This window comes from Amycolatopsis granulosa, assembly GCF_011758745.1.
GTDB lineage: Bacteria > Actinomycetota > Actinomycetes > Mycobacteriales > Pseudonocardiaceae > Amycolatopsis_E > Amycolatopsis_E granulosa.
This window is the reverse complement of sequence record NZ_JAANOV010000001.1, coordinates 4,931,838-4,951,679: the sequence shown is the minus strand read 5'-3', so window position 1 is coordinate 4,951,679 and position 19,842 is coordinate 4,931,838. Positions and strand designations below refer to the sequence as shown.

General features: G+C 73.3%; 17 protein-coding genes. 6 read left to right on the top strand and 11 right to left on the bottom strand.

All coding sequences use genetic code 11. The features are described 5' to 3' along the window. Both recA and FHX45_RS24300 read right to left on the bottom strand, forming a co-directional pair. Window positions 1-1,041, bottom strand: coding sequence for a recombinase RecA (gene recA, locus FHX45_RS24305; protein WP_017983956.1), 1,041 nt, complete (start codon window positions 1,039-1,041; stop codon window positions 1-3). A 206-nt stretch (window positions 1,042-1,247) separates the two neighbouring features. Next, entirely contained in the window at window positions 1,248-1,442 is a 195-nt protein-coding gene (locus tag FHX45_RS24300) for a DUF3046 domain-containing protein (protein WP_167106380.1), read from the bottom strand. Between the two features lie 42 nt (window positions 1,443-1,484). On the opposite strand from FHX45_RS24300, the gene FHX45_RS28490 reads away from it, so the two are divergent. After that, the gene (locus tag FHX45_RS28490; RefSeq protein ID WP_279588894.1) at window positions 1,485-1,610 is read left to right on the top strand and encodes a hypothetical protein; all 126 of its coding nucleotides are present in this window, start codon (window positions 1,485-1,487) and stop codon (window positions 1,608-1,610) included. Here FHX45_RS28490 and FHX45_RS24295 read toward each other — a convergent pair whose 3' ends face one another. Next, the gene (locus FHX45_RS24295; RefSeq protein WP_167106377.1) at window positions 1,611-3,434 is read right to left on the bottom strand and encodes an Hsp70 family protein; all 1,824 of its coding nucleotides are present in this window, start codon (window positions 3,432-3,434) and stop codon (window positions 1,611-1,613) included. Window positions 3,435-3,543: 109 nt separating this feature from the next. Between FHX45_RS24295 and FHX45_RS24290 the strand changes: the two genes are divergently transcribed. Next, window positions 3,544-8,175: an ATP-dependent helicase gene (locus FHX45_RS24290; protein ID WP_167106374.1), complete on the top strand. Its 4,632-nt coding sequence runs from the start codon at window positions 3,544-3,546 to the stop codon at window positions 8,173-8,175. An 80-nt stretch (window positions 8,176-8,255) separates the two neighbouring features. Then, window positions 8,256-8,756, top strand: coding sequence for a peptide deformylase (def, locus tag FHX45_RS24285; protein ID WP_167106372.1), 501 nt, complete (start codon window positions 8,256-8,258; stop codon window positions 8,754-8,756). Window positions 8,757-8,887: 131 nt separating this feature from the next. Here def and FHX45_RS24280 read toward each other — a convergent pair whose 3' ends face one another. The 4 genes from FHX45_RS24280 to FHX45_RS24265 all read right to left on the bottom strand — a co-directional run bounded on the left by FHX45_RS24280 (window position 8,888) and on the right by FHX45_RS24265 (window position 12,136). Next, a complete protein-coding gene (locus FHX45_RS24280; protein ID WP_167106369.1) occupies window positions 8,888-9,952 on the bottom strand; it encodes a GNAT family N-acetyltransferase in 1,065 nt (354 codons plus the stop codon). Between the two features lie 139 nt (window positions 9,953-10,091). Continuing rightward, window positions 10,092-10,820, bottom strand: a complete 729-nt coding sequence (locus tag FHX45_RS24275) for a VOC family protein (RefSeq protein WP_167106366.1) — start codon at window positions 10,818-10,820, stop codon at window positions 10,092-10,094. A 42-nt stretch (window positions 10,821-10,862) separates the two neighbouring features. Next, window positions 10,863-11,627 (bottom strand): maleylpyruvate isomerase N-terminal domain-containing protein, encoded by a 765-nt coding sequence (locus FHX45_RS24270; protein WP_167106363.1) that lies wholly within the window; start codon window positions 11,625-11,627, stop codon window positions 10,863-10,865. After that, entirely contained in the window at window positions 11,627-12,136 is a 510-nt protein-coding gene (locus tag FHX45_RS24265; RefSeq protein ID WP_167106360.1) for an SAV_6107 family HEPN domain-containing protein, read from the bottom strand. Before FHX45_RS24265 ends, FHX45_RS24270 begins: the two co-directional genes overlap by 1 nt. Window positions 12,137-12,607: 471 nt before the next feature. On the opposite strand from FHX45_RS24265, the gene FHX45_RS24260 reads away from it, so the two are divergent. Continuing rightward, the gene (locus FHX45_RS24260; protein WP_167106357.1) at window positions 12,608-13,108 is read left to right on the top strand and encodes a YbaK/EbsC family protein; all 501 of its coding nucleotides are present in this window, start codon (window positions 12,608-12,610) and stop codon (window positions 13,106-13,108) included. Then, window positions 13,105-13,674, top strand: a complete 570-nt coding sequence (locus FHX45_RS24255) for a GNAT family N-acetyltransferase (RefSeq protein WP_167106354.1) — start codon at window positions 13,105-13,107, stop codon at window positions 13,672-13,674. The genes FHX45_RS24260 and FHX45_RS24255 overlap by 4 nt, the downstream gene beginning before the upstream one ends. Here the strand turns inward: FHX45_RS24255 and FHX45_RS24250 are convergent. The 4 genes from FHX45_RS24250 to FHX45_RS24235 all read right to left on the bottom strand — a co-directional run bounded on the left by FHX45_RS24250 (window position 13,659) and on the right by FHX45_RS24235 (window position 18,556). Next, on the bottom strand, window positions 13,659-14,552 hold the full coding sequence (locus FHX45_RS24250; protein ID WP_167106351.1) for a DMT family transporter: 894 nt from the start codon (window positions 14,550-14,552) through the stop codon (window positions 13,659-13,661). The genes FHX45_RS24255 and FHX45_RS24250 overlap by 16 nt on opposite strands. A gap of 351 nt (window positions 14,553-14,903) precedes the next feature. Then, window positions 14,904-16,565: a DUF885 domain-containing protein gene (locus FHX45_RS24245; protein ID WP_167106349.1), complete on the bottom strand. Its 1,662-nt coding sequence runs from the start codon at window positions 16,563-16,565 to the stop codon at window positions 14,904-14,906. Between the two features lie 30 nt (window positions 16,566-16,595). Next, window positions 16,596-17,480 carry a methylenetetrahydrofolate reductase gene (locus FHX45_RS24240; RefSeq protein ID WP_167106347.1) on the bottom strand — a complete coding sequence of 295 codons (885 nt, stop codon included), beginning with the start codon at window positions 17,478-17,480 and terminating at the stop codon, window positions 16,596-16,598. 59 nt (window positions 17,481-17,539) lie between these two features. Next, window positions 17,540-18,556: a bile acid:sodium symporter family protein gene (locus tag FHX45_RS24235; protein ID WP_208406085.1), complete on the bottom strand. Its 1,017-nt coding sequence runs from the start codon at window positions 18,554-18,556 to the stop codon at window positions 17,540-17,542. Between the two features lie 74 nt (window positions 18,557-18,630). On the opposite strand from FHX45_RS24235, the gene FHX45_RS24230 reads away from it, so the two are divergent. Then, window positions 18,631-19,479, top strand: coding sequence for a LysR substrate-binding domain-containing protein (locus FHX45_RS24230; protein ID WP_167106344.1), 849 nt, complete (start codon window positions 18,631-18,633; stop codon window positions 19,477-19,479). Window positions 19,480-19,842: the final 363 nt, after the last annotated feature.

The following is a 19,842-nucleotide window of genomic DNA, read 5'->3' as shown; positions in this document are numbered from 1 at the left end:
TCAGAAGTCGACCGGGGCGGGCTCGGCCGCCTCGGCGTCGACCTGCGGGCCGATGCCCAGCTTTTCCTTGATCCGCTTCTCGATCTCGTTGGCGATGTCCGGGTTGTCCCGCAGGAACTTCCGCGCGTTCTCCTTGCCCTGGCCGAGCTGGTCGCCCTCGTAGGTGTACCAGGCGCCGGACTTGCGCAGAATGCCCTGGTCGACCCCCATGTCGATCAGCGAACCCTCGCGGGACACGCCGACGCCGTAGAGGATGTCGAACTCGGCCTGCTTGAACGGCGGCGCGACCTTGTTCTTCACGACCTTGACACGGGTGCGGTTGCCGACGGCCTCGCCGCTGTCCTTGAGCGTTTCGATGCGGCGCACGTCGAGCCGGACCGACGCGTAGAACTTCAGCGCCTTACCACCGGTGGTGGTCTCCGGCGAGCCGAACATGACGCCGACCTTCTCGCGCAGCTGGTTGATGAAGATCGCGGTGGTGCCGGAGTTGGACAGCGCGCCGGTGATCTTCCGCAGCGCCTGGCTCATCAGCCGGGCCTGCAGACCCACGTGCGAGTCGCCCATCTCGCCCTCGATCTCGGCGCGCGGCACGAGCGCGGCGACCGAGTCGATGACCAGGATGTCGAGCGCGCCGGAGCGGATCAGCATGTCCGCGATCTCCAGCGCCTGCTCACCGGTGTCGGGCTGGGACACCAGCAGCGCGTCGGTGTCGACGCCGAGCGCCTTGGCGTACTCCGGGTCGAGGGCGTGCTCGGCGTCGATGAACGCCGCGATGCCGCCGGCCTTCTGGGCATTCGCGACCGCGTGCAGGGCGACGGTCGTCTTACCCGAGGACTCCGGGCCGTAGATCTCGATGACCCGGCCGCGCGGCAGGCCGCCGATGCCCAGCGCGATGTCGAGGGCGATGGCGCCGGTCGGGATCACGCCGATGGGCGGGCGAGTCTCCTCGCCCAGCCGCATGACCGAGCCCTTGCCGTACTGCTTGTCGATCTGGGCCAGGGCGAGCTCGAGCGCCTTGTCCTTGTCGGGTGCTGCTGGCATGGAAATCCACCTCGTCGTTTGCGGAGCCTGTGGGGCTGGTATTCGGGTTTGTTCGCTGTGGGCCCGAGACTACGGGCGGGGTCCGACAATTCCGGGCGCCGAGACGAGGCTGTGGATCGTTGACCCCGATGTGGACAACACAATAGCCGAACACGTGTTCGAGGCAAGGGCGACACGCCCGGAAGCGCCGGTTTTCCCGGCGGAGCTCACCGGCGCTCCGGCGGCACGTCGAACTCGGCGCACACCGCCCGCCAGATTTCCTTCGCCGGGGTGCCCTCGGCCAGCGCCTGCTCGACGGTCCGGCCGCCCAGGCCGCTGAAAACGTGGTCCTTCGCCAGGATCTCCGCCCGGCCGGGGCCGAACTCGTCGGCCATCAGCCTGCGGAACACGGTGATGCGCATCGAACCCAGGGTAACGGCCCGCGCGCCCGGTACGGTGAGGGCATGACCTCCGCGCAGGAGATGCCGTCCTGGGGACCGGTGGCGATGGCCGTCGCCTCGGCCGCTGTCCTGATCGCCGCGATCGTCGTGGCCCTGCGCGCGCTGTGGAACATGCGCAACCGGAAGTAGCTACTCGCCGGGCTGCACGTTCTGCTCGAAGTACGTGGCCAGGTCCCCCGCCGGCAGCGGGGCCTGCCCGCCACCCGCCTTCTGGTAGATCACCCCGGCCAGCGGGCGGTCGGCGACGGTGAACACCAGCACCGCGGCGGTGCGCCCGGACGCCGACGAGTAGCTGCCGTCCAGGCCGTTGCCCTTCCACGCGGCCCGTACCTGGTTGCCCCCGACGGCGCCCAGCAGCCGGTCGGTGTACTCCCTGACCTTGGCCTGCGAGCCACCGTGCAGGTAGGTGACCTGCGCCCCGGCCAGCGCGGGCGCCGAGCAGGTGGTCAGCACGCCGATGTTCTCGTTCTGGGGCGGGGCGATGTCCCCGGTGCCCGCGCCGGGCGTGCACTTGCCGTCGGCGATCGTGCCGGCCAGCTGGCGCAGGCAGCCGGTGAAGCCCTGGGCGTCGACCGGGCCGGGCCGGGCGCAGTCGGCGGCGCTGAAGGTGGCGGCCGACGAGCCGGACGGCCACCACAGGACGGCGGCGCCGGCGGCGAGCAGCAGGACGACGACCGTGGTGATGCCGGCGACGAGCTTCTTCCGGTTCGAGCGCGGCACGGGACGGCTCGGGAAGTTCGACGGACCCGGCGGGAACCCCGCCGGGTGGTACGGGTACCCGCCCGGTGGGGTGCCGGGCACGGTGGCGACCGGTGGCGGGAACGCGGCGGGGACACCGGTGGAGGCCATCCGCCCCTCGACGTTCTGGGTGCGCATGCTGATGCCGTCCCGCGCCACGTGGTGCGCGCCGAGCGCGACCGCGGTCTCCGGCTGGTCCAGGCTGCTGGCGACCACCCCGAGCTTCTCCGCGATCATCGACCCGACCAGCGGCAGCCGGCTGGAGCCGCCGACCAGGTAGATGCCGGCCAGCCGGTCCGGGGACAGCCCGGCCGCCGCGATCGTGCGGCCGAGCAGCTCGACGCTGCGCAGCAGCGCCGGGCGGACCAGTGCCTCCAGCTCGCCGCGGGTGACCAGGACGTCGCTGAACGGCTCGGGCATCGGCACCTCGGTCTGCGGCAGCCGGGACAGCGACTCCTTGGCGGCCTTCACGTCCTCCTGCAGCGCGCGCCGGGCCCGCCGGTCGGCGGTGGACTCCGGGCGCAGCAACCGCTGCCAGCGCTGCGGGTCGGAATGCGAGACCTCGCGGCCGACGTGCACCATCAGCGCTTGGTCGACGTCGAGCCCGCCGAGGTCGGGCAGACCGTCCTCGGCCAGCACTGCATAGCCGTTCTGGGTGGCCCCGACGACCGCGACGTCGAAGGTGCCCGCGCCGAGGTCGTACACCGCGAGCGCCTGGCCGGGCGCGGGCGCGCGGCCGGCCAGGGACGCGAAGTGCGCGGCCGCCGCGACCGGCTCGGGGACGAGCAGCAGCGGTCCGCTCAGGCCGGCCAGGCGGGCCGCCGACAGCAGCACGTTGCGCCGGGTGGGGCCCCACTGGGCGGGGTGGGTCAGCCGGACCTCGTCGGGCAGCTCGCCGCCGAGCTGGCGGGTGGTTTCGTCGAGCACGCGGCGCAGCACGGCGGCCAGCGCCTCGTTGACCGGGACGACGTCCCGGCCGAGCAGCAGGGTCTGTTCGTCGACGCGGCGTTTGGGGTTGGGTTCGAAGCGGGTGGGGTCCAGCCGGGCGCGCCGCTCGGCGTCGCGGCCGACCACGAGGGTGCCGTTCTCCTCGGCGAACACCGCCGAGGGCATGGTGGCGGACCCGTCCACCTCGACCACGCGCGGCGCCCTGCCGTGCGCGGACAGTACCGCCACGGTGTTGGACGTACCGAGATCCACCGACAGGATGCGCACAGCTCTTCCCCTCACGATCACCCAGGCCAGGACTGATGCTGCCACGCTCGGCAGGACCGGCGCGGGGCACCCGCGGGAAATTGTCGTACCCGGAGTTCATGATGGATCCGTGACCGACGTGCTCGAGCTCTTCTCGCCCGCCACCCGCGACTGGTTCGCGGGTGCCTTCGCCGCGCCCACGCAGGCGCAGGCGGGGGCGTGGCGGGCGGCCCAGGCGGGCGAGCACGCGCTGGTGGTGGCGCCCACCGGGTCGGGCAAGACGCTCGCCGCGTTCCTGTGGGCCCTGGACCGGCTCGCGGCCGAACCACCCGCCGCCGACGCCCGGCGCCGGTGCCGCGTCCTCTACGTGTCGCCGCTGAAGGCGCTCGCGGTCGACGTGCAGCGCAACCTGCGGGCGCCGCTGGCCGGCATCCGGCAGGCCAGCCACCGGCTCGGGCGGACGCCACCGGAGATCACGGTGGGCATGCGCACCGGCGACACCTCGCCGGCCGAGCGGCGGGCGTTCCTCAAGACCCCGCCGGACATCCTGGTGACCACGCCGGAGTCGCTGTTCCTCATCCTCACCTCGTCGGCGCGCGAGTCCCTGCGCGGTGTCGAGACGGTGATCCTGGACGAGGTGCACGCGGTGGCCGGCGGGAAGCGGGGCGCGCACCTGGCGTTGTCGCTGGAGCGGCTCGACGCGCTGCTGCCGAAGCCCGCGCAGCGGATCGGCCTGTCCGCCACGGTCCGGCCGATCGACGAGGTGAGCTCGTTCCTCACCGGCGGCCGGCCGGTGCGGGTGGTGCAGCCGCAGACGGCGAAGACGATCGAGGTGCGGGTCGAGGTCCCGGTCGAGGACATGGCCAACCTGGACGCGCCGGCGCCGAGCCCGCTGGAGCGGCTGGACGCCCTGCTGCCTTCGGAGGGCGGCATCGGCACGCAGGAGGAGATCAGCGGCGCGGCGGTCCGGCGGCCGTCGATCTGGCCGTCGGTGGAGCAGCGCGTGCTGGAGCTGATCCGGCAGCACCGGTCGACCATCGTGTTCGCCAACTCCCGCCGCCTCGCAGAGCGGATGACGGCCCGGCTGAACGAGCTGGCCGCGGAGCAGACCGAGCTGGCGGCCGACCAGCGGTTCCCGGCCGAGGCGATCGGCGAGTCCGGGCTCACCACGGGCGCCGGGGCGACGGTGGCGAAGGCGCACCACGGTTCGATGTCGCGCGAGCAGCGCACCCGGGTCGAGGAGGAACTGAAGTCCGGCAGCCTGCCGTGCGTGGTCGCCACGTCGTCGCTGGAGCTGGGCATCGACATGGGCGCGGTCGACCTGGTGGTGCAGATCGAGGCGCCGCCGACTGTCGCGTCCGGGCTGCAGCGCGTCGGCCGGGCGGGGCACCACGTCGGCGCGGTGTCCATCGGGGTGATGTTCCCGAAGTTCCGGGGCGATCTGGTGTCGTGCGCCGTGGTGTCGGAGCGCATGACGGCCGGCGCGATCGAGGCGATCCGTTACCCGCGCAACCCGCTCGACGTGCTGGCGCAGCACATCGTGTCGATGGTGGCGCTGGAGCCGTGGTCGGTCGAGGAGCTGGCGGCGACGGTCCGGCGCGCGGCCCCGTTCACCGCGCTGCCGGACGACGCGCTGCTGGCGGTGCTGGACATGCTGGCCGGGCGGTACCCGAGCGAGGAGTTCGGTGAGCTGCGCCCGCGCATCACCTGGGACCGGGTGGCGGGTGAGCTGCGCGGGCGGCCGGGGTCGCAGCGGCTCGCGGTCACCTCCGGCGGCACGATCCCCGACCGCGGGTTGTTCACGGTGATGACGCCGGGCAGCGACGGCAGCCCGGGCTCGCGGGTCGGCGAGCTCGACGAGGAAATGGTCTACGAGTCGCGGGTGGGCGACACGATCCTGCTCGGCACGTCGTCGTGGCGGATCACCGACATCACCCACGACCGGGTCATCGTGGTCCCCGCGCCGGGCGAGCCGGCGCGGATGCCGTTCTGGAAGGGTGACGCACCGGGCCGCCCGCTCGAACTCGGCCGCGCGCTCGGCGCGTTCGTCCGGGAACTGTCTACTTCGGACGACGAGAAGGCCCGGATGCGCGCCCGGCAGGCCGGTCTGGACGAGCTGGCCTGCGACAACCTGCTGACGTACCTGACCGAGCAGCGCTCGGCGACGCGGCACGTGCCCAACGACCGCACGATCCTGCTCGAACGGTTCCGCGACGAGCTGGGCGACTGGCGGGTGGTGCTGCACTCGCCGTTCGGGGCGCAGGTCAACGCGCCGTGGGCGCTGGCGATCGCGGCGCGGCTGCGCGAGCAGCGCGGTGTGGACGCGCAGGTGATGCACTCCGACGACGGGATCGTGCTGCGGCTGCCGGAGGCGCTGGACAGCGACGGCGCCGAGGTGACGATCGGCACCGACGACGTGCTGATCGATCCGGAGGAGGTCGAGCAGATCATCGTCGCCGAGGTCGGCGGCTCGGCCCTGTTCGCCGCGCGGTTCCGGGAGTGCGCGGCACGGTCGCTGCTGCTGCCGCGGCGCGACCCGCGGCGGCGCACCCCGCTGTGGCAGCAACGTCAGCGAGCCTCGCAGCTGCTCGCGGTGGCGGCGAAGTACGAGCGCTTCCCGGTGGTGCTGGAGGCGATGCGGGAGTGCCTGCAGGACGTCTACGACGTGGGCGGGCTGCGGGAGCTGATGGCCGACGTGCGGGCGCGGCGCGTGAAGATCGCCGAGGTGGAGACGCCGTCGCCGTCACCCTTCGCGCGCAGCCTGATGTTCGGTTACGTCGGCATGTTCCTCTACGAGACGGACGCGCCGCTCGCGGAACGCCGGGCGGCGGCGCTGTCCCTGGACTCCACGCTGCTGGCCGAGTTGCTCGGCACCGAGGCGATCCGGGAGCTGCTGGACGCCGACGTGGTCGACGAGGTCGAGCGGTCGCTGCAACGCCTGGAGCCCGACCGGCACGCGCGCAACGCCGAGGAGACCGCGGATCTGCTGCGGTTCCTGGGTGATCTTTCCGACGCCGAGGCCGCGGCGCGCGGCGTCCGGCCGGAGTGGCTCGACGAGCTGGTCGGGCAGCGCCGCGTGATCCGGGTGCGCATCGCGGGTGCGGACCGCAACCTGTCCATCGAGGACGCGGGCCGGGTACGGGACGCACTCGGGGTGGCGCTGCCGATCGGGGTGCCGGAGGCGTTCACCGAGCCGGTGGCCGATCCGCTCGGGGACCTGCTGTCCCGGTACGCGCGCGCCCGCGGGCCGTTCTCCGCGCACCAGGCGGCGGAGCGGTTCGGGCTCGGGCCCGCCGTGGTCACCGGGGTGCTCGACCGGCTGACCGCGGAAGGCCGGCTGGTGCGCGGCGAACTGCGCCCGGTCGGTCATCCGGACACGCACGGCGCGGGCACCGAGTACTGCGATGCGGCGGTGCTGCGGCGGTTGCGGCGCGCGTCACTGGCGCGCCTGCGAGCCGAGGTCGAGCCGGTGGAACCCGCCGCGCTGGGCCGGTTCCTGCCGTCCTGGCACGGGATCGGGGCGCGCATGCGGACGGCGCCGAGCGTCGACGACGTGCTGTCGGTGGTCGAGCAGCTCGCGGGCGCGCCGCTGCCGGCGAGCGCGCTGGAGTCGCTGATCCTGCCGAGCCGCCTGCCCGGGTACTACCCGGCGTTGATGGACGAACTGATGACCGCGGGCGAGGTGGTCTGGTGCGGCGCCGGCGCACTGGCCGGTGGCGACGGCTGGGTGTCGCTGGCGCCCGCGGACGTGGCCGACCTGCTGCTGCCGGAGGCCGATGAGGAGCCGCCGGCCGGCCCGCTGCACGAGGCGATCCGGAACGCGCTCGACGGTGGCGCGTTGTTCTTCCGGCAGCTGGTCGACCGGGTGACGCCACTGCTGGACAGCGCCCCGGGCGACGCGGACGTGGTGGCCGCGTTGTGGGACCTGGTGTGGGCGGGCACCGTCACCGGTGACACGCTGGCGCCGCTGCGGGCACTGGTGTCGGGCAAGGGCGCGGCGCACAAGCCCCGGCAGGCGGCGCCGCGCAGCCGGTACGGGCGGATGCGTGCCGGCCGTCCGGCCATGCCCTCGCGCACCGGCCCGCCCACGGTGGCCGGGCGGTGGGCGCTGACGCCGCTGCGGGAGCCGGACCCGACGCGGCGCACGCACGCCCGCACCGAGGCGTTCCTGGAGCGGCACGGCGTGCTGACGCGCGGTGCGCTGGAGACCGAGCGGGTCACCGGCGGGTTCTCCGGGATCTACAAGGTGCTGCGCGCGATGGAGGACTCGGGGCAGGTGATCCGCGGTTACGTCGTGGAGGGCCTGGGCGCCGCGCAGTTCGCCGCGCGCGGGGCGGTGGACCGGTTGCGTGCGATGTCCGATCAGGGCGGCACCCGGCGACCCGACGCGGCGGCCGGCGCGGTGGTGCTCGCGGCGACGGATCCGGCGCAGCCCTACGGCGCGGCGCTGGCGTGGCCGGCGGTGCCCGGTGATACCAAGCACCGTCCCGCGCGCAAGGCCGGTGCCCTGGTGGTGCTGGTCGACGGGGTGCCGGCGCTGTACGTCGAGCGCGGTGGCCGCTCACTGCTGTCGTTCACCGAGGACGAGCCGACGCTGAAGGCAGCCGCGCACGCCCTGTCCCGGGCCGTCCGGGAGGGCTGGCTGGGACAGCTGGCGGTGCAGCGTGCCGACGGCGAGCAGGCGCTGACGTCCGCGCTGGCCGACGTGCTCCGGGACGCGGGTTTCCGGGCGACGCCGAAGGGACTGCGACTACGAGCTTGAGATCACGTCACCCTGCGTTGGCTCACTCGCGGCGAACACGATTTACTTTTCGTGACCTGAACGAGTGAGAGGACGACCTGATGGCGTTACGGGAGCTGCGGTACTTCGGCGACCCGGTGCTCAAGACGGTCTGCGATCCCGTGACGCGGTTCGACAAGGGGCTCGAGCAGCTGGTGACCGACCTGCTGGACACTGTGCGGCCGGACGGACGCGCGGGGCTGGCGGCGCCGCAGATCGGCGTGAGCCTGCGGGTGTTCAGCTACGAGGTGGACAACCTGTTCGGGTACGTGATCAACCCCGAGATCGTGGAGCTGTCCGACGAGACGCACGAGATCAACGAGGGCTGCCTGTCGGTGCCGGAGCTGTGGTTCCCCACGCGGCGCGCCACCCGCGCGGTGGTGCGCGGCGTCGACCTGCGCAACGAGCCGGTCACCGTCGAGGGCGAGGGCGTGCTGGCGCAGTGCCTGCAGCACGAGGTCGACCACCTCGACGGCACGCTGTACCTGGACCGGCTGGACAAGGACCGCAAGCGGGAGGCACTCAAACAGGCCCGGGACAAGGACTGGTTCTGGAGCCGCTGACCACCCCGGACCCGCCCGGCACCGTGGCCGGCCGGGTTACGGCTCGCTCAGCACAGTGATCGGGCGGGCGGACCAGGTGCGGAAGTAGGTCGTGCGCCGCGGGCTCACACCGCCGCCCAGATCTTTCCGCACTACAGGTCGCTCAGTAGATGCGGTCCGGCCGGACGGAGGTCGATGCGCAGCAGCCCCTCCTCCTCCGGCGGTTCCGGCGCCAGCCCGGCGCGCACCGCGGTCCGGTGGATGGCGTCCCGCCCGGGCAGGGACATCGCCACCAGGCGGCGGCACCCGCGGGCACCGGCGATCTCCGCCAGACGCTTCAACAGTGCCGTCCCCACGCCGTTGCGCTGCCAGATGTCCTCGACGAGCAGCGACACCTCGGCGATCTCCCCCGGGCCCGGGATCAGCTGCCCGACCCCGATCACGTCGCGCCCGCACACCGCGAGCAGGCTCAGGCCGCGCGGCGGCATCAGCAGCCGGTGCAGCCGGCGGCGCGGCACGGTGCGCATCCCGGTGTGGTACCGCTCGAAGAGCGTCGTCATCGAGCACCGGCCGTGCAGCGCGGACACCGCATCCGCGTCCGCCGGCTTGCCCTCGCGCAGCACGATTGCCGCACCGTCGGCGCAGGTGACGGCCAGCGGCCTGGTCACGGCGCGCTGCGCGCGGTCCAGCAGGTTCAGTAGCGCCTCCGCGCGCGCTACCTCCAGCTGCACGAACGGCGCCCACCGCCGTCGCGCCACCAGTGCGGTCCGCCCGTCCACGGCGAACACCACCCGGTGACCGCCCTCGACGCGCGCGGGGTTGGCCTCGGCGAGCGGGACGGCCGTGACGAGGTCCGCGGCGAGCACCTCGCGCAGCACCTCGGCCTGCCGCGCCGGGTCGTCGACCGCCCGCCGGGCCGCGGCGAGCGCCGCGGCCGGGGCGTCCACCAGGTCGCGGACGTCGGCATCGGTGCGGCACGTGCACTCGCACCCCTCGGCCTGGATCGCCTCGACCAGCCGCTCCTTGCTGAGCCCGGTCGCGGGCCGGACCGCTACCTCGTCGAGCACACCGCCCGGTACCGGGAGGACGGTCAATCCCAGGATGTTGCACCCCAGGCCGGCCAGCCGCACGGCGACGCGGGCGAGCGTGCCGGGATCGTCGTCCATCCGGATGCGCACCCGCCAGACGACCGGTGACACCGCACCGGGATCGGGCATCACCGGCCACGGCCGGGTTCGCGTTGTTCGCGTTCGGCTCTCCATCCGGCCACGATCGCGCACGCGTGTTGCCGGTCGTGGACACCGGTGTTTCGGCCGTGTCAGGCCGGGCCCGCCGCCGGCAACCGGCCGGAAACACTCAGCGCGGCGAGAGCACGCAGAACTCGTTGCCCTCCGGGTCCACCAGCACCTCCCACGGCACCGCGCCCTGCCCGATGTCAATACGCCGGGCGCCGAGACCGCACAGCCGATCGGCCTCGGCGGCGGTGTCGCCGTCCGCGAACGGCGCTACGTCGAGGTGCAGTCGGTTCTTGCCGGCCTTGGGCTCGTCGACGCGCAGGAATTCCAGCCACGGCCCGCGCCCGGTCGGCGCGCGCAACCCGACGATCCCCGGCTCCTGGTTCGCGATCCGCCATCCAGCGGCCTCGGCCCAGAACGACGCCTGCGCGAGCGGGTCCCGGGAGTCGATCACGACCGCGGCGAGGGCTTCCGTGGTGGTGTAGCCGGGGCGGGGCTCGAGCACGCAGAACTCGTTGCCCTCCGGGTCCACCAGCACCTGCCACGGGACCGCGCCCTGCCCGATGTCGTGCTTGCGCGCCCCCAGGGCCAGCGCCCGGCCCACGGTGGCCGCCTGGTCTTCCGGCGAGGTGCTGGCCAGATCGAGGTGCACCCGGTTCTTCACGGCCGGGTCCTTCACCTCCGGCACCGTGCCGAAGACGAGGTCGAGGCCGTCGTCACCCGGCGCGCCGACCCCGACCTCGTCGTCCTGGACGTGGGTGATCGTCCAGCCCAGCAACTCCGCCCAGAACCGGGCGAGCTCGCCGGGACGGTTCCCGTCGATGACCAGACTGTCCACACGCGTCGCCATGCCCGCGACGATATCCGGCAACGCTTCCCCACGTCCCGGATTTCACCTCGTGGCCAGGCGCAGCAGCGCCCAGAACTGCCCGATCGGATCGTCGTCGCCTTCCCAGGTCACCGCTGCGTGTCCCAGGCGGCCCCACAACCACTGGTAGACCGCGGCCGGTGAGCCGGTAACGGTGCCGTCGGCGCGTTCGGCCTCGGCGCCGGAGCAGCGCCAGGCGACCGTCTCGCCGGGCCCCGCGCGGGCGATCCAGTTGTGGCCGCCGGTGCGGATCGCGACCGTTCCGGCGAAGGTGCCGGACAAGCCGAGCATCGGCAGCCGCTGCCCGAACCACAGCGCGAGGATCTCGTCCACCCCGTCGAGGGCGATCTCGTCATCGACCTCGGCGACGATCACGTCCGCCGCGTTCTGCACGTCGATGCGGTGCACGGTCGTCTCGTGCGCCATCCGGCGGCACCAGAACCCGTAGGTGCGGTCCGCCTGCCACCAGCCGGCGGCGTACTCGCCCGGGTCGTGCGCGGTGAGCTCGCGGTGCAGCGCCGCCAGCCCGTCCCGCAGGTACTCCTCCCCGGTCTGGCCGGGCGCCGGGTCGTCCTGCCATTGCGCCGGCCGCGTGCCGCTGGTCATCCAGCCGGTGGCGACGCGGTAGACACCGCCGAGGTGCCGGACCACCTCACCGATGGTGAGGCCGGGCGTGGTCGGCACCGGGGTCTCCGCCGGGAATTCCCGGGCCGTGTCGAGAAGCAGCTCGACCTCGACGCCGAGCACGTCGAGCAGGCGGCCGTGGTCGACGAGTGCGTGCCCGCCCATTACCGCCGGGACGCCTTTCCCAGGGCCGCCGGCGCGTCGCACTGCCGTACCCGGCCCGGCTCCGGCGCGGTCGCCCGGCCGTGCACCACATCCCGCGCCAGCTCGACGAACCGCGACGCCTGGCGGAGCAGATCGTCGGCGCGCTCGGCGGTGATCCGGCGGGTGTTGCCCGCCTGCGCGGCGGCCCGGGCCGCCGAATGCGCGGCGAAGTACGCCGTCCAGTCGCTCAGCTCGGGCGCGGCCGTCTCGAGGAGCACCCAGACGCTGGCCGGACGTGCGCGGCCCCGGTGCGGCCGGCCGCGCGCGGCGAGCACCGCGGCGCCCGCGCGGAGCGCGGCCAGATACGCCGCGATGAACTTCGGCGCGGGCTGGGCGGCGTGGCGGGCTTCGCCGATGCCCCGCCGGGCGTCGGCGAGCAGGGCCGTGGCGGCGGGTGCCGCCGGCGGACGGACCGGTAGCGGCAGCGCCGGCTGCCTCTGCGCGGCGTGGGATGCGACGGCAATGGACATTGCCCCTCCCTTGCGGACAACGTGCGATGGCGGCGCCCGGTGCCGAAACGCTTCCCCCGTCCCGGCACCGGGCGACCTGACCGGCGAGCGCTCACCGGATGTCGAACTCTTGTTCGATCGAGTTCCAGAGTAGCTTCGAACACGTGTTCGTTCAAGTCCTCGAATGACGTGGTGTGCCGCACGTGATCACCCGATCAGGTCAGAACGAAACGTGCCGGGAACCCGTTCCGGCGGCTCAGCGACCTCCACCACGTCACGCCGGGCCGGTCCGCCCTCCGCCCACCTGCCCGGTGTCACGACCCCCGCCGGAGACGGAACGGTCCCGCCCCGCCCGGGCCGCCGGAGATCTCGTTGCCACGCAAGGAGACCGGCTTCGCCGGGTGCCGTGCGAACAGCTGCCGTCAGGGCACCACGGGCAGCACACCGGGGATACGCGTCGCAGGCCGTCGTGGCACGTGATCTCATATCGGTATGAGCAGCCTGGACCATCCGGCGGTGGCCAAGGTCGCTGCCGCGCTCGCCGAGGCGGGCAGGCACGACGCCGCTGCCGGCATCCGCATCCTGCCGGCCGAGGTGCGTACCGCGGCGCAGGCCGCCGAGGCCCTCGGGGTCGAGGTGGGCGCGATCGCCAACAGCCTCGTCTTCCGCGCGGTGTTCGCCGACCGGACCGAGCCGCTGCTGTCGCTGACCTCCGGCGCCCACCGGGCCGACACCGGCACGCTCGCCGCCCTGATCGGGGCGGAGTCGGTCGAAAAGGCCGATCCGGCGTTCGTGCGGGAGCACACCGGTCAGGTCATCGGCGGCGTCGCCCCGGTCGGGCACCCGGCGCCGGTCCGCACGCTCGTCGACACCGCGTTGCGCAACTACGACACGGTGTGGGCGGCGGCCGGGCACGCCAAGTCGGTGTTCCCGACCACCTTCGACGACCTGGTCGCCGTTACCGGCGGACGGCCCGCGGACGTGGCGTCATGACCACTTCCCTGTCCTACGCCCGGCTGTCCGCGGACGACTTCCGCACCCGGCTGCGGGAAGCGCTGGACATCTACGTCGAGGCGATGCGCTACCCGCCCGGCACGGCCGAACAGCGTGCCCCGATGTGGCTGACGCACGCGTTGCGTGACGGCTGGCGCTGCGTCGCCGCACTGGACGCCGAGGGCACCATGCTCGGCCTCGCGTACGGATACCAGGGCGCGCCCGGTCAGTGGTGGCACGAGCAGGTGCGGCGCGGGCTGGCGTCCTCCGGCGGCGAGGAGCTCGCGCAGCGGTGGCTGTCCGACTACTTCGAACTGACCGAGATCCACGTCCGACCGGCGAGCCAGGCCCGCGGGATCGGCGAGGACCTGTTGCGCCGCCTGCTCGACGGGGTGCCCAACCGGCAGGTCCTGCTGTCGACGCCGGAAGGGCCGAGCCGGGCGTGGAAGCTGTACCGGCGCCTGGGGTTCGCCGACGCGCTGCGCGACTACCACTTCGCCGGTGATCCACGCCCGTTCGCCATCCTCGGCCGCACCCTGCCGCTGGAGCCTCAGGACCGCAGGTAGCCCACCAGCAGGCCGGTCGCCAGCAGCGCGGCGCCGCACCAGCCCTGGACGCCGAGGTCCTCGTGCAGCACGACCGCGGACAGGATCGCGGCGGTCAGCGGTTCCAGTAGCGTCGCGAGCGCCGCGACGACCGGGTGCGCGGCGCCGAGGACCCGGAAGTAGGCCGCGTAGCCCAGCCCGGTCGGCACGACGCCGAAGTAGAGCGCGACGGCGAGGACGTCGATCCGCAACGGCAGCGCCATGCCGAGGACCAGCGCCGCGGGCAGGAGCAGGACGCCACCGGCCAGCAAGCCGAACGCCGTGGTGCGCTGGTGGTCCAGGCCCACGACCGGGCGGCGCAGGACCAACGTCAGTGTGGCGAACCCGGCCCCCGCGAGCAGGGCGAACGCGACGCCGGCGGCCAGCCGCCAGCCGGAGTGGCCGGGACCGGCGGACAGGAGCACCAGTCCGGCCAGCGCGAGGGCGACCGACAACAGGGTCGCCGGCCGCGGCAGGTGGCGGGACCGGATCGCCAGGGCGACCGTGACGAACACCGGCACACTGCCGATGGTCACCATGGTCGCGGTGCCGACCGAGGACAGCCCGACCGCGGCGAAGTAGGTCGCCTGGAACGAGCCGAGCAGCCCGCCGGCGACCGCGATCCGGCGGACGACCGCCCTGGTCCAGACCGTTCCGCGGAGGCCGCCGGTCAGCGCGAGGAACAGCACGACCACCGCACCGCCGACCAGCAACCGGTATGTGGCAACGGAAATCGGGTGCAGCCCGGCGCGGGCGGCGAGCAGCGACCCGGAAAGGCCGCCGGTGCCCCACAGGAGACCGGCGAGCAGAAGCGTGAGAGTCGATCGGGTACGCGCGCGCGCGTCGAGGGAAACAGACATGAAAAGTCGCTCCAGCATCGGAAACGGATGATGACCGTCGACGCGGGGCGACGCGTGCGCCGGGAACGGCGCGATGGGAGTTGCTACCGCACTACCGCAGGCAGGCTGGTGCCGTCGCGTGCTGCCCGGGCGAGCGCGGCGCCGGACGGGCCAGCACGCCGACCGGAATGGCCAACACGCCGACCGGAACGGCGAACACGCTGCCCGGAGTGGCGAACACGCCGGCCGGGAGCGGCTGTGCCGGCCGGCCGGCGGCGGGTGTGTGCGGTGTGGGTCGCCCCGCTACGCCGGCGGCGGCGGGGTGACCAGGAAGACCCGGTGCATCGCGCTGTCCTTCCTCGTGGGCGGGGATCAGTCCAGTTCGGCCAGCTGCTCGCGCAGCGTGTCCAGGCCCATGCCGCCGAGGCGGAGTGCCTTCGTGTGGAAGTCCTTCAGGTCGAAGCGGTCACCCTGGCGCTTGCGGGCGTCCTCGCGTGCCTCGATCCACAGCCGCTCCCCCAGCTTGTACGCCGGAGCCTGCCCGGGCCATCCGAGGTAGCGGTTGATCTCGTCGCGCACCAGCGGCTCGTCGGTGATCGTGCGGGTGAGCATGAATTCCAGGCCCAGCTCGGGCGTCCACTGCTCGCCCTCGTGGAACCCGGTGCCCGCCGGGATCTCCAGTTCGAGGTGCATCCCGAAGTCGACGATCACCCGCGCGGCGCGGAACAGCTGCTCGGAGAGCATGCCGAGCAGGTCGCCGTCGTCCGCGAGGTACCCGAGGTCCTGCATCAACCGCTCGGCGTAGAGGGCCCAGCCCTCGGCGTGGCCGGAGGTGAAGGCCATCAGCCGCTGGAACCGGTTCAGCGACCGCTCGTGCACGGCGGTCGCGATCTGCAGGTGGTGCCCGGGCACGCCCTCGTGGTAAACGGTGCTGACCTCCCGCCAGGTGGTGAACTCGTCGCGGCCCGGCGGCAGCGACCACCACATCCGGCCGGGACGGGTGAAGTCCTCGCTCGGGCCGGTGTAGTACGCGCCGGCGCCCCCGCCCGGCGGGGCGATCCGGCACTCCAGCGCCATCAGCGGGTCCGGGATGTCGAAGTGCTTGCCGCGCAGCTCGGCGAGCGCGGTGTCGGACAGCTCCTGCATCCACCGCGCGAAGGCGTCACGGCCCTGCACCTGGTAGCGCGGGTTCGCGTCCAGCGCGGCGGCGGAGCCGGCGAGCGTGCCGCCCGGGGCGATGCGCTCGGCGACGGCCTTCATCTCGGCTTCCAGCCGCAGGAACTCCGCCCAGCCCCATTCGTAGGACTCGCGCGGGTCGAGCCGCGCACCGATGAAGTACCGCGACCACAACCGGTAGGCGTCCTCGCCGACGGCGTCCTTCACACGGGCCTTCGGCGCGAGCTCGGCGCGGAGGAACCCGGCCAGTTCGGCGTACGCCTCCTGGGCGGCCCGGGCCCCGCGGTCGAGATCGGCGCGCACGGTGCCCTGCGGCGCCCCGGCGACGAGGTTGGCGAAGAACCCGGTTTCCCCGGACAGCCCGGCCCAGGTCTCGGCCTGCTCGGCCACCTTGGTGACCTGGCGCAGCGCGGGCGGGTTGCCCGCCTCGACGGCGGCGAGCAGGGAGGCTCGGATGCCGTCCACCGCCTGCGGCACCTTCGCCAGGCGCTGCGCGATCACCGACCACTGCCCGGGCGTGTCGGCGGGCATGAGGTCGAACACCATGCGCAGGTCCTGCACCGGGCTGGCGATGACGTTGAGCGACGCGATGTCCAGGCCGGCCTCGTGGATCTCCAGGTCCAGCCCGACCCGCTCGGTGAAGACCGCCTTCGCGGCGCGCTCACCGGCGTCGGCCGGATCCGCGGCCGAGACCGCGGCCAGGGCCCGCCGGGCCAGGGCGGCGCGGGCGGCGTGACCTTCCGGCGAGTAGTCGGTCAGCTGGTCGTCGTAGCCGGGGATGCCCAGCTCGGTCGCCGCGACCGGGTGCGCGGCGGCGAAGTCCTCGACGAACTGGTCACAGATCTGGTGCACGCCCATGCACGCAACCTACCGAATGCGGCAACCGCATTACGCGCGCGCGGGCACCAGGCCGAGCCTGCGGACCACCTCGCGCGTGGCCTTGGCGCGGTTGAACGTGTAGAAGTGCAGATCCGGCACGCCCTCGGCGATGAGCCGCTCGCACAGCTCGGTGACCACATCAAGCCCCTCGGCGCGGAACGCCTTCGGGTCGCCGGCCAGCGGCTCGAGCCGGTCGAGCAGCCGCCGCGGCGCGGGCGCACCGGACAGGCGGATGGTGGTGTGCAGGGTGCGCGGCGTGGTCAGCGGCATCACGCCGGGGATGAGCAAGGCGTCGCAACCCGCGGCGGCGACCCGGTCCCGCAGCCGCAGGAAGTCCTCAGCCTCGAAGAACAGCTGGGCGATGCCGAAGTCGGCGCCGGCCCGGAACTTGCGCACCAGGTACTTCGTGTCGGTGTCCAGGTCCGGCGAGCGCGGGTGCCCGTACGGGAACGCGGACACGCCGACGCAGAAGTCGCCCAGCGACCGCACCAGCGACACCAGTTCCTCGGCGTAGCAGAGGCCCTGCGGGTGCGGCACCCAGTCGCCGTACGGGTCGCCCGGCGGGTCGCCGCGCAGCGCGAGGATGTTGCGCACCCCGACCGCCGCGTACCAGCCGATGACGTTGCGCAGCTCCGCGACGGTGTGGTCCACCGCGGTCAGGTGCGCCATCGGCACCAGCGTGGTCTCGGTCGCCACCCGCGCGATGCTGCGGATGGTGCCGTCCCGGCTGGACCCGCCCGCGCCGTAGGTGATCGACAGGTAGGCGGGATCCAGCGGCTCCAGCTCACGCACCGACCGCCACAGCACGGCCTCGTCGGCCGGGTCGCGCGGCGGGAAGAACTCAATGGAGAACGCCGGGGAGTCCCCGCGGAGGCGCTCGATCACCGACGTCATGCCGGCCATCGTAACCGGTGTCCGCAGAGTGGGAAGTGTGGTCCGCGTCCTGGGAACGGCTAACCGGCCCGGGCGGCGGCCGGTTGCCCCGCCTCGGCCTGCGCGCCCCACCGCCGCGCGAGCACCGCGCAGATCATGAGCTGGGCCTGGTGGAACAGCATCAGCGGCAGCACGATCAGGCCGACCGTCTGCGCCGGGAACAGCACCGCGGCCATCGGCAGGCCGCTGGCCAGGCTCTTCTTCGACCCGGCGAAGATGATCGCGATGCGGTCCGCGCGGTCGAAGCCGAGCCTCGGCGTGAGCAGCTTGAGGATCCAGAACACGGTGTAGAACAGCGCGAGGTTGACGACGAGGAGGCCACCGAGCGCGAGCGGGGTCAGCTGGTGCCAGATGCCGGCGACGACGCCCTCGCTGAAGGCGGCGTAGACCACGAGCAGGATCACCGTGCGGTCGGCGCGGCCGAGGACCTTCTTGTGCCGGGTGATGAACCCGCCGATCCAGCGCCGCGCGATCTGCCCGGCGACGAACGGCACGAGCAGCTGCAGCACGATCGAGGTGACGGCGTCGAGCGAGAAACCGTGGCCGGAGCTCTCCAGCAGCAGCGCGGCCAGCAGCGGGGTGAGGACGATGCCCAGCAGGCTGGAGAACGACGCGGCGCAGATCGCGGCGGCGACGTTGCCCTTGGCGATCGAGGTGAACGCGATCGAGGAGTTCACCGTCGAGGGCAGCGTGCACAGGAAGACGATCCCGGCGGCGAGCGCGGGGGTCAGCACACCCGGCACGAGGAGTTTGGTGGCCAGGCCGAGCAGCGGGAACAGCCCGAACGTGGTAGCCAGGATCACCAGGTGCAGCCGCCAGTGCCGGAATCCGGCGACAGCCTCGGCGGTGGACAGCCTCGCGCCGTAGAGGAAGAACAACAGGCCGACGCCGATCGAGGTGACCCAGGACGCGACCTCCGCGCCCTGCCCGCGCGCCGGAACCAGGCAGGCGATCCCGACCGTGGCGAGGATGCCCAGGATGAACGGGTCGATCCGGAGCTTGGCCAGGAGCGCGGCGGGACTCATCACGCTTCCCATGGTCCGCCCGGCCAGGCCGATTGTGAAGTATGATGAGCGGCATAACTGCTATCGCGAAACGCGATGGAGGTGGCGTGCTGGATCCCGTGTGGCTGCGGACGTTCCTCACCGTGGCCGAGACCCGCAGCTTCACGCGCGCCGCCCAGCGACTGGGGCTGCGGCAGTCGACGGTGAGCCAGCACGTGCGCAAGCTCGAGGACGCGACCGCGCAGCAGCTCCTGCTGCGCGACACCCACTCGGTCGAGCTCACCCCGGACGGCGAGGCGATGATCGGGTTCGCCGGGACGATCCTGGCGGACATCGAGCGGGCGCTGGCCTACTTCACCGGGCCGGAACTACGCGGCCGGGTGCGGTTCGGCGCGTCGGAGGACTTCGTGGTCGGGCCGCTGCCCGAGATCCTGCGCGAGTTCCGGCGGCTGCACCCGCTGGTGGACCTCGAGCTGACCGTGGACCTGTCCGGTGTGCTGTACGAGAAACTGCGCGCGGGCGAGCTGGACCTGGTGCTGGGCAAGAAACGCGCGGGCGACGAGACGGGCAGTCCGTTGTGGACCGACCCGCTGGTGTGGGTCGGCCGCGAGGGCTTCACCCCGGAGCCGGGCCGGCCGGTGCCGCTGATCGCCTACCCACCGCCCAGCATCACCCGCGCGAGGGCACTGGAGGCGTTGCGCGGCAACGGGAAGCCGTGGCGGATCGTGTGCACGAGCGGCAGCCTGAACGGTCTGCGCGCGGCGGCGCTGGCCGGGCTGGGGGTCGCGGTGTTCGCCCGCAGCCTGGTGCCGGCCGGGCTGGCGGAGCTGCCGCCCGGCCACGGACTGCCCGATCCGGGCGAGGTGCAGTTCCAGCTGAGCACGCGCACGGCGACCGGTCCGACGGCCGCGCTGTCCGAGGCGATCCGCGCCGAGGCCGGCCGCCTGCACGGCTAGGCGGACTCGGGCACCGCCGCCGCGGTGCTGCGCCCCGGGCCGCCGCCGGTGCGCTGCGGACACGGCTGTTTGGCGGGCGCGCGCGGAACACGTCGCGCCGGGATATGCCACCGGGGTATGCCGCACGGTGCGCGGCGGCCGACGCGCCGGCCCGGCCGGACGCCAGTGCCACCTGCCGCACCGCACCTCGGCTGTGGCATCAGCCCTCTCACCGCCCGCGACGGCAAACACGCCACCCGCAGCAGCAAACACGCCGCATCTTCGTGTTCGCCCGTCCGGGCGGTGTGTTTGCCCCTCCGGGCCACGTGTTGGCGTACCGCGGCGCCGCCGTTGCGGAGCACCGCTGCGCGGTGGCGTTTTCCC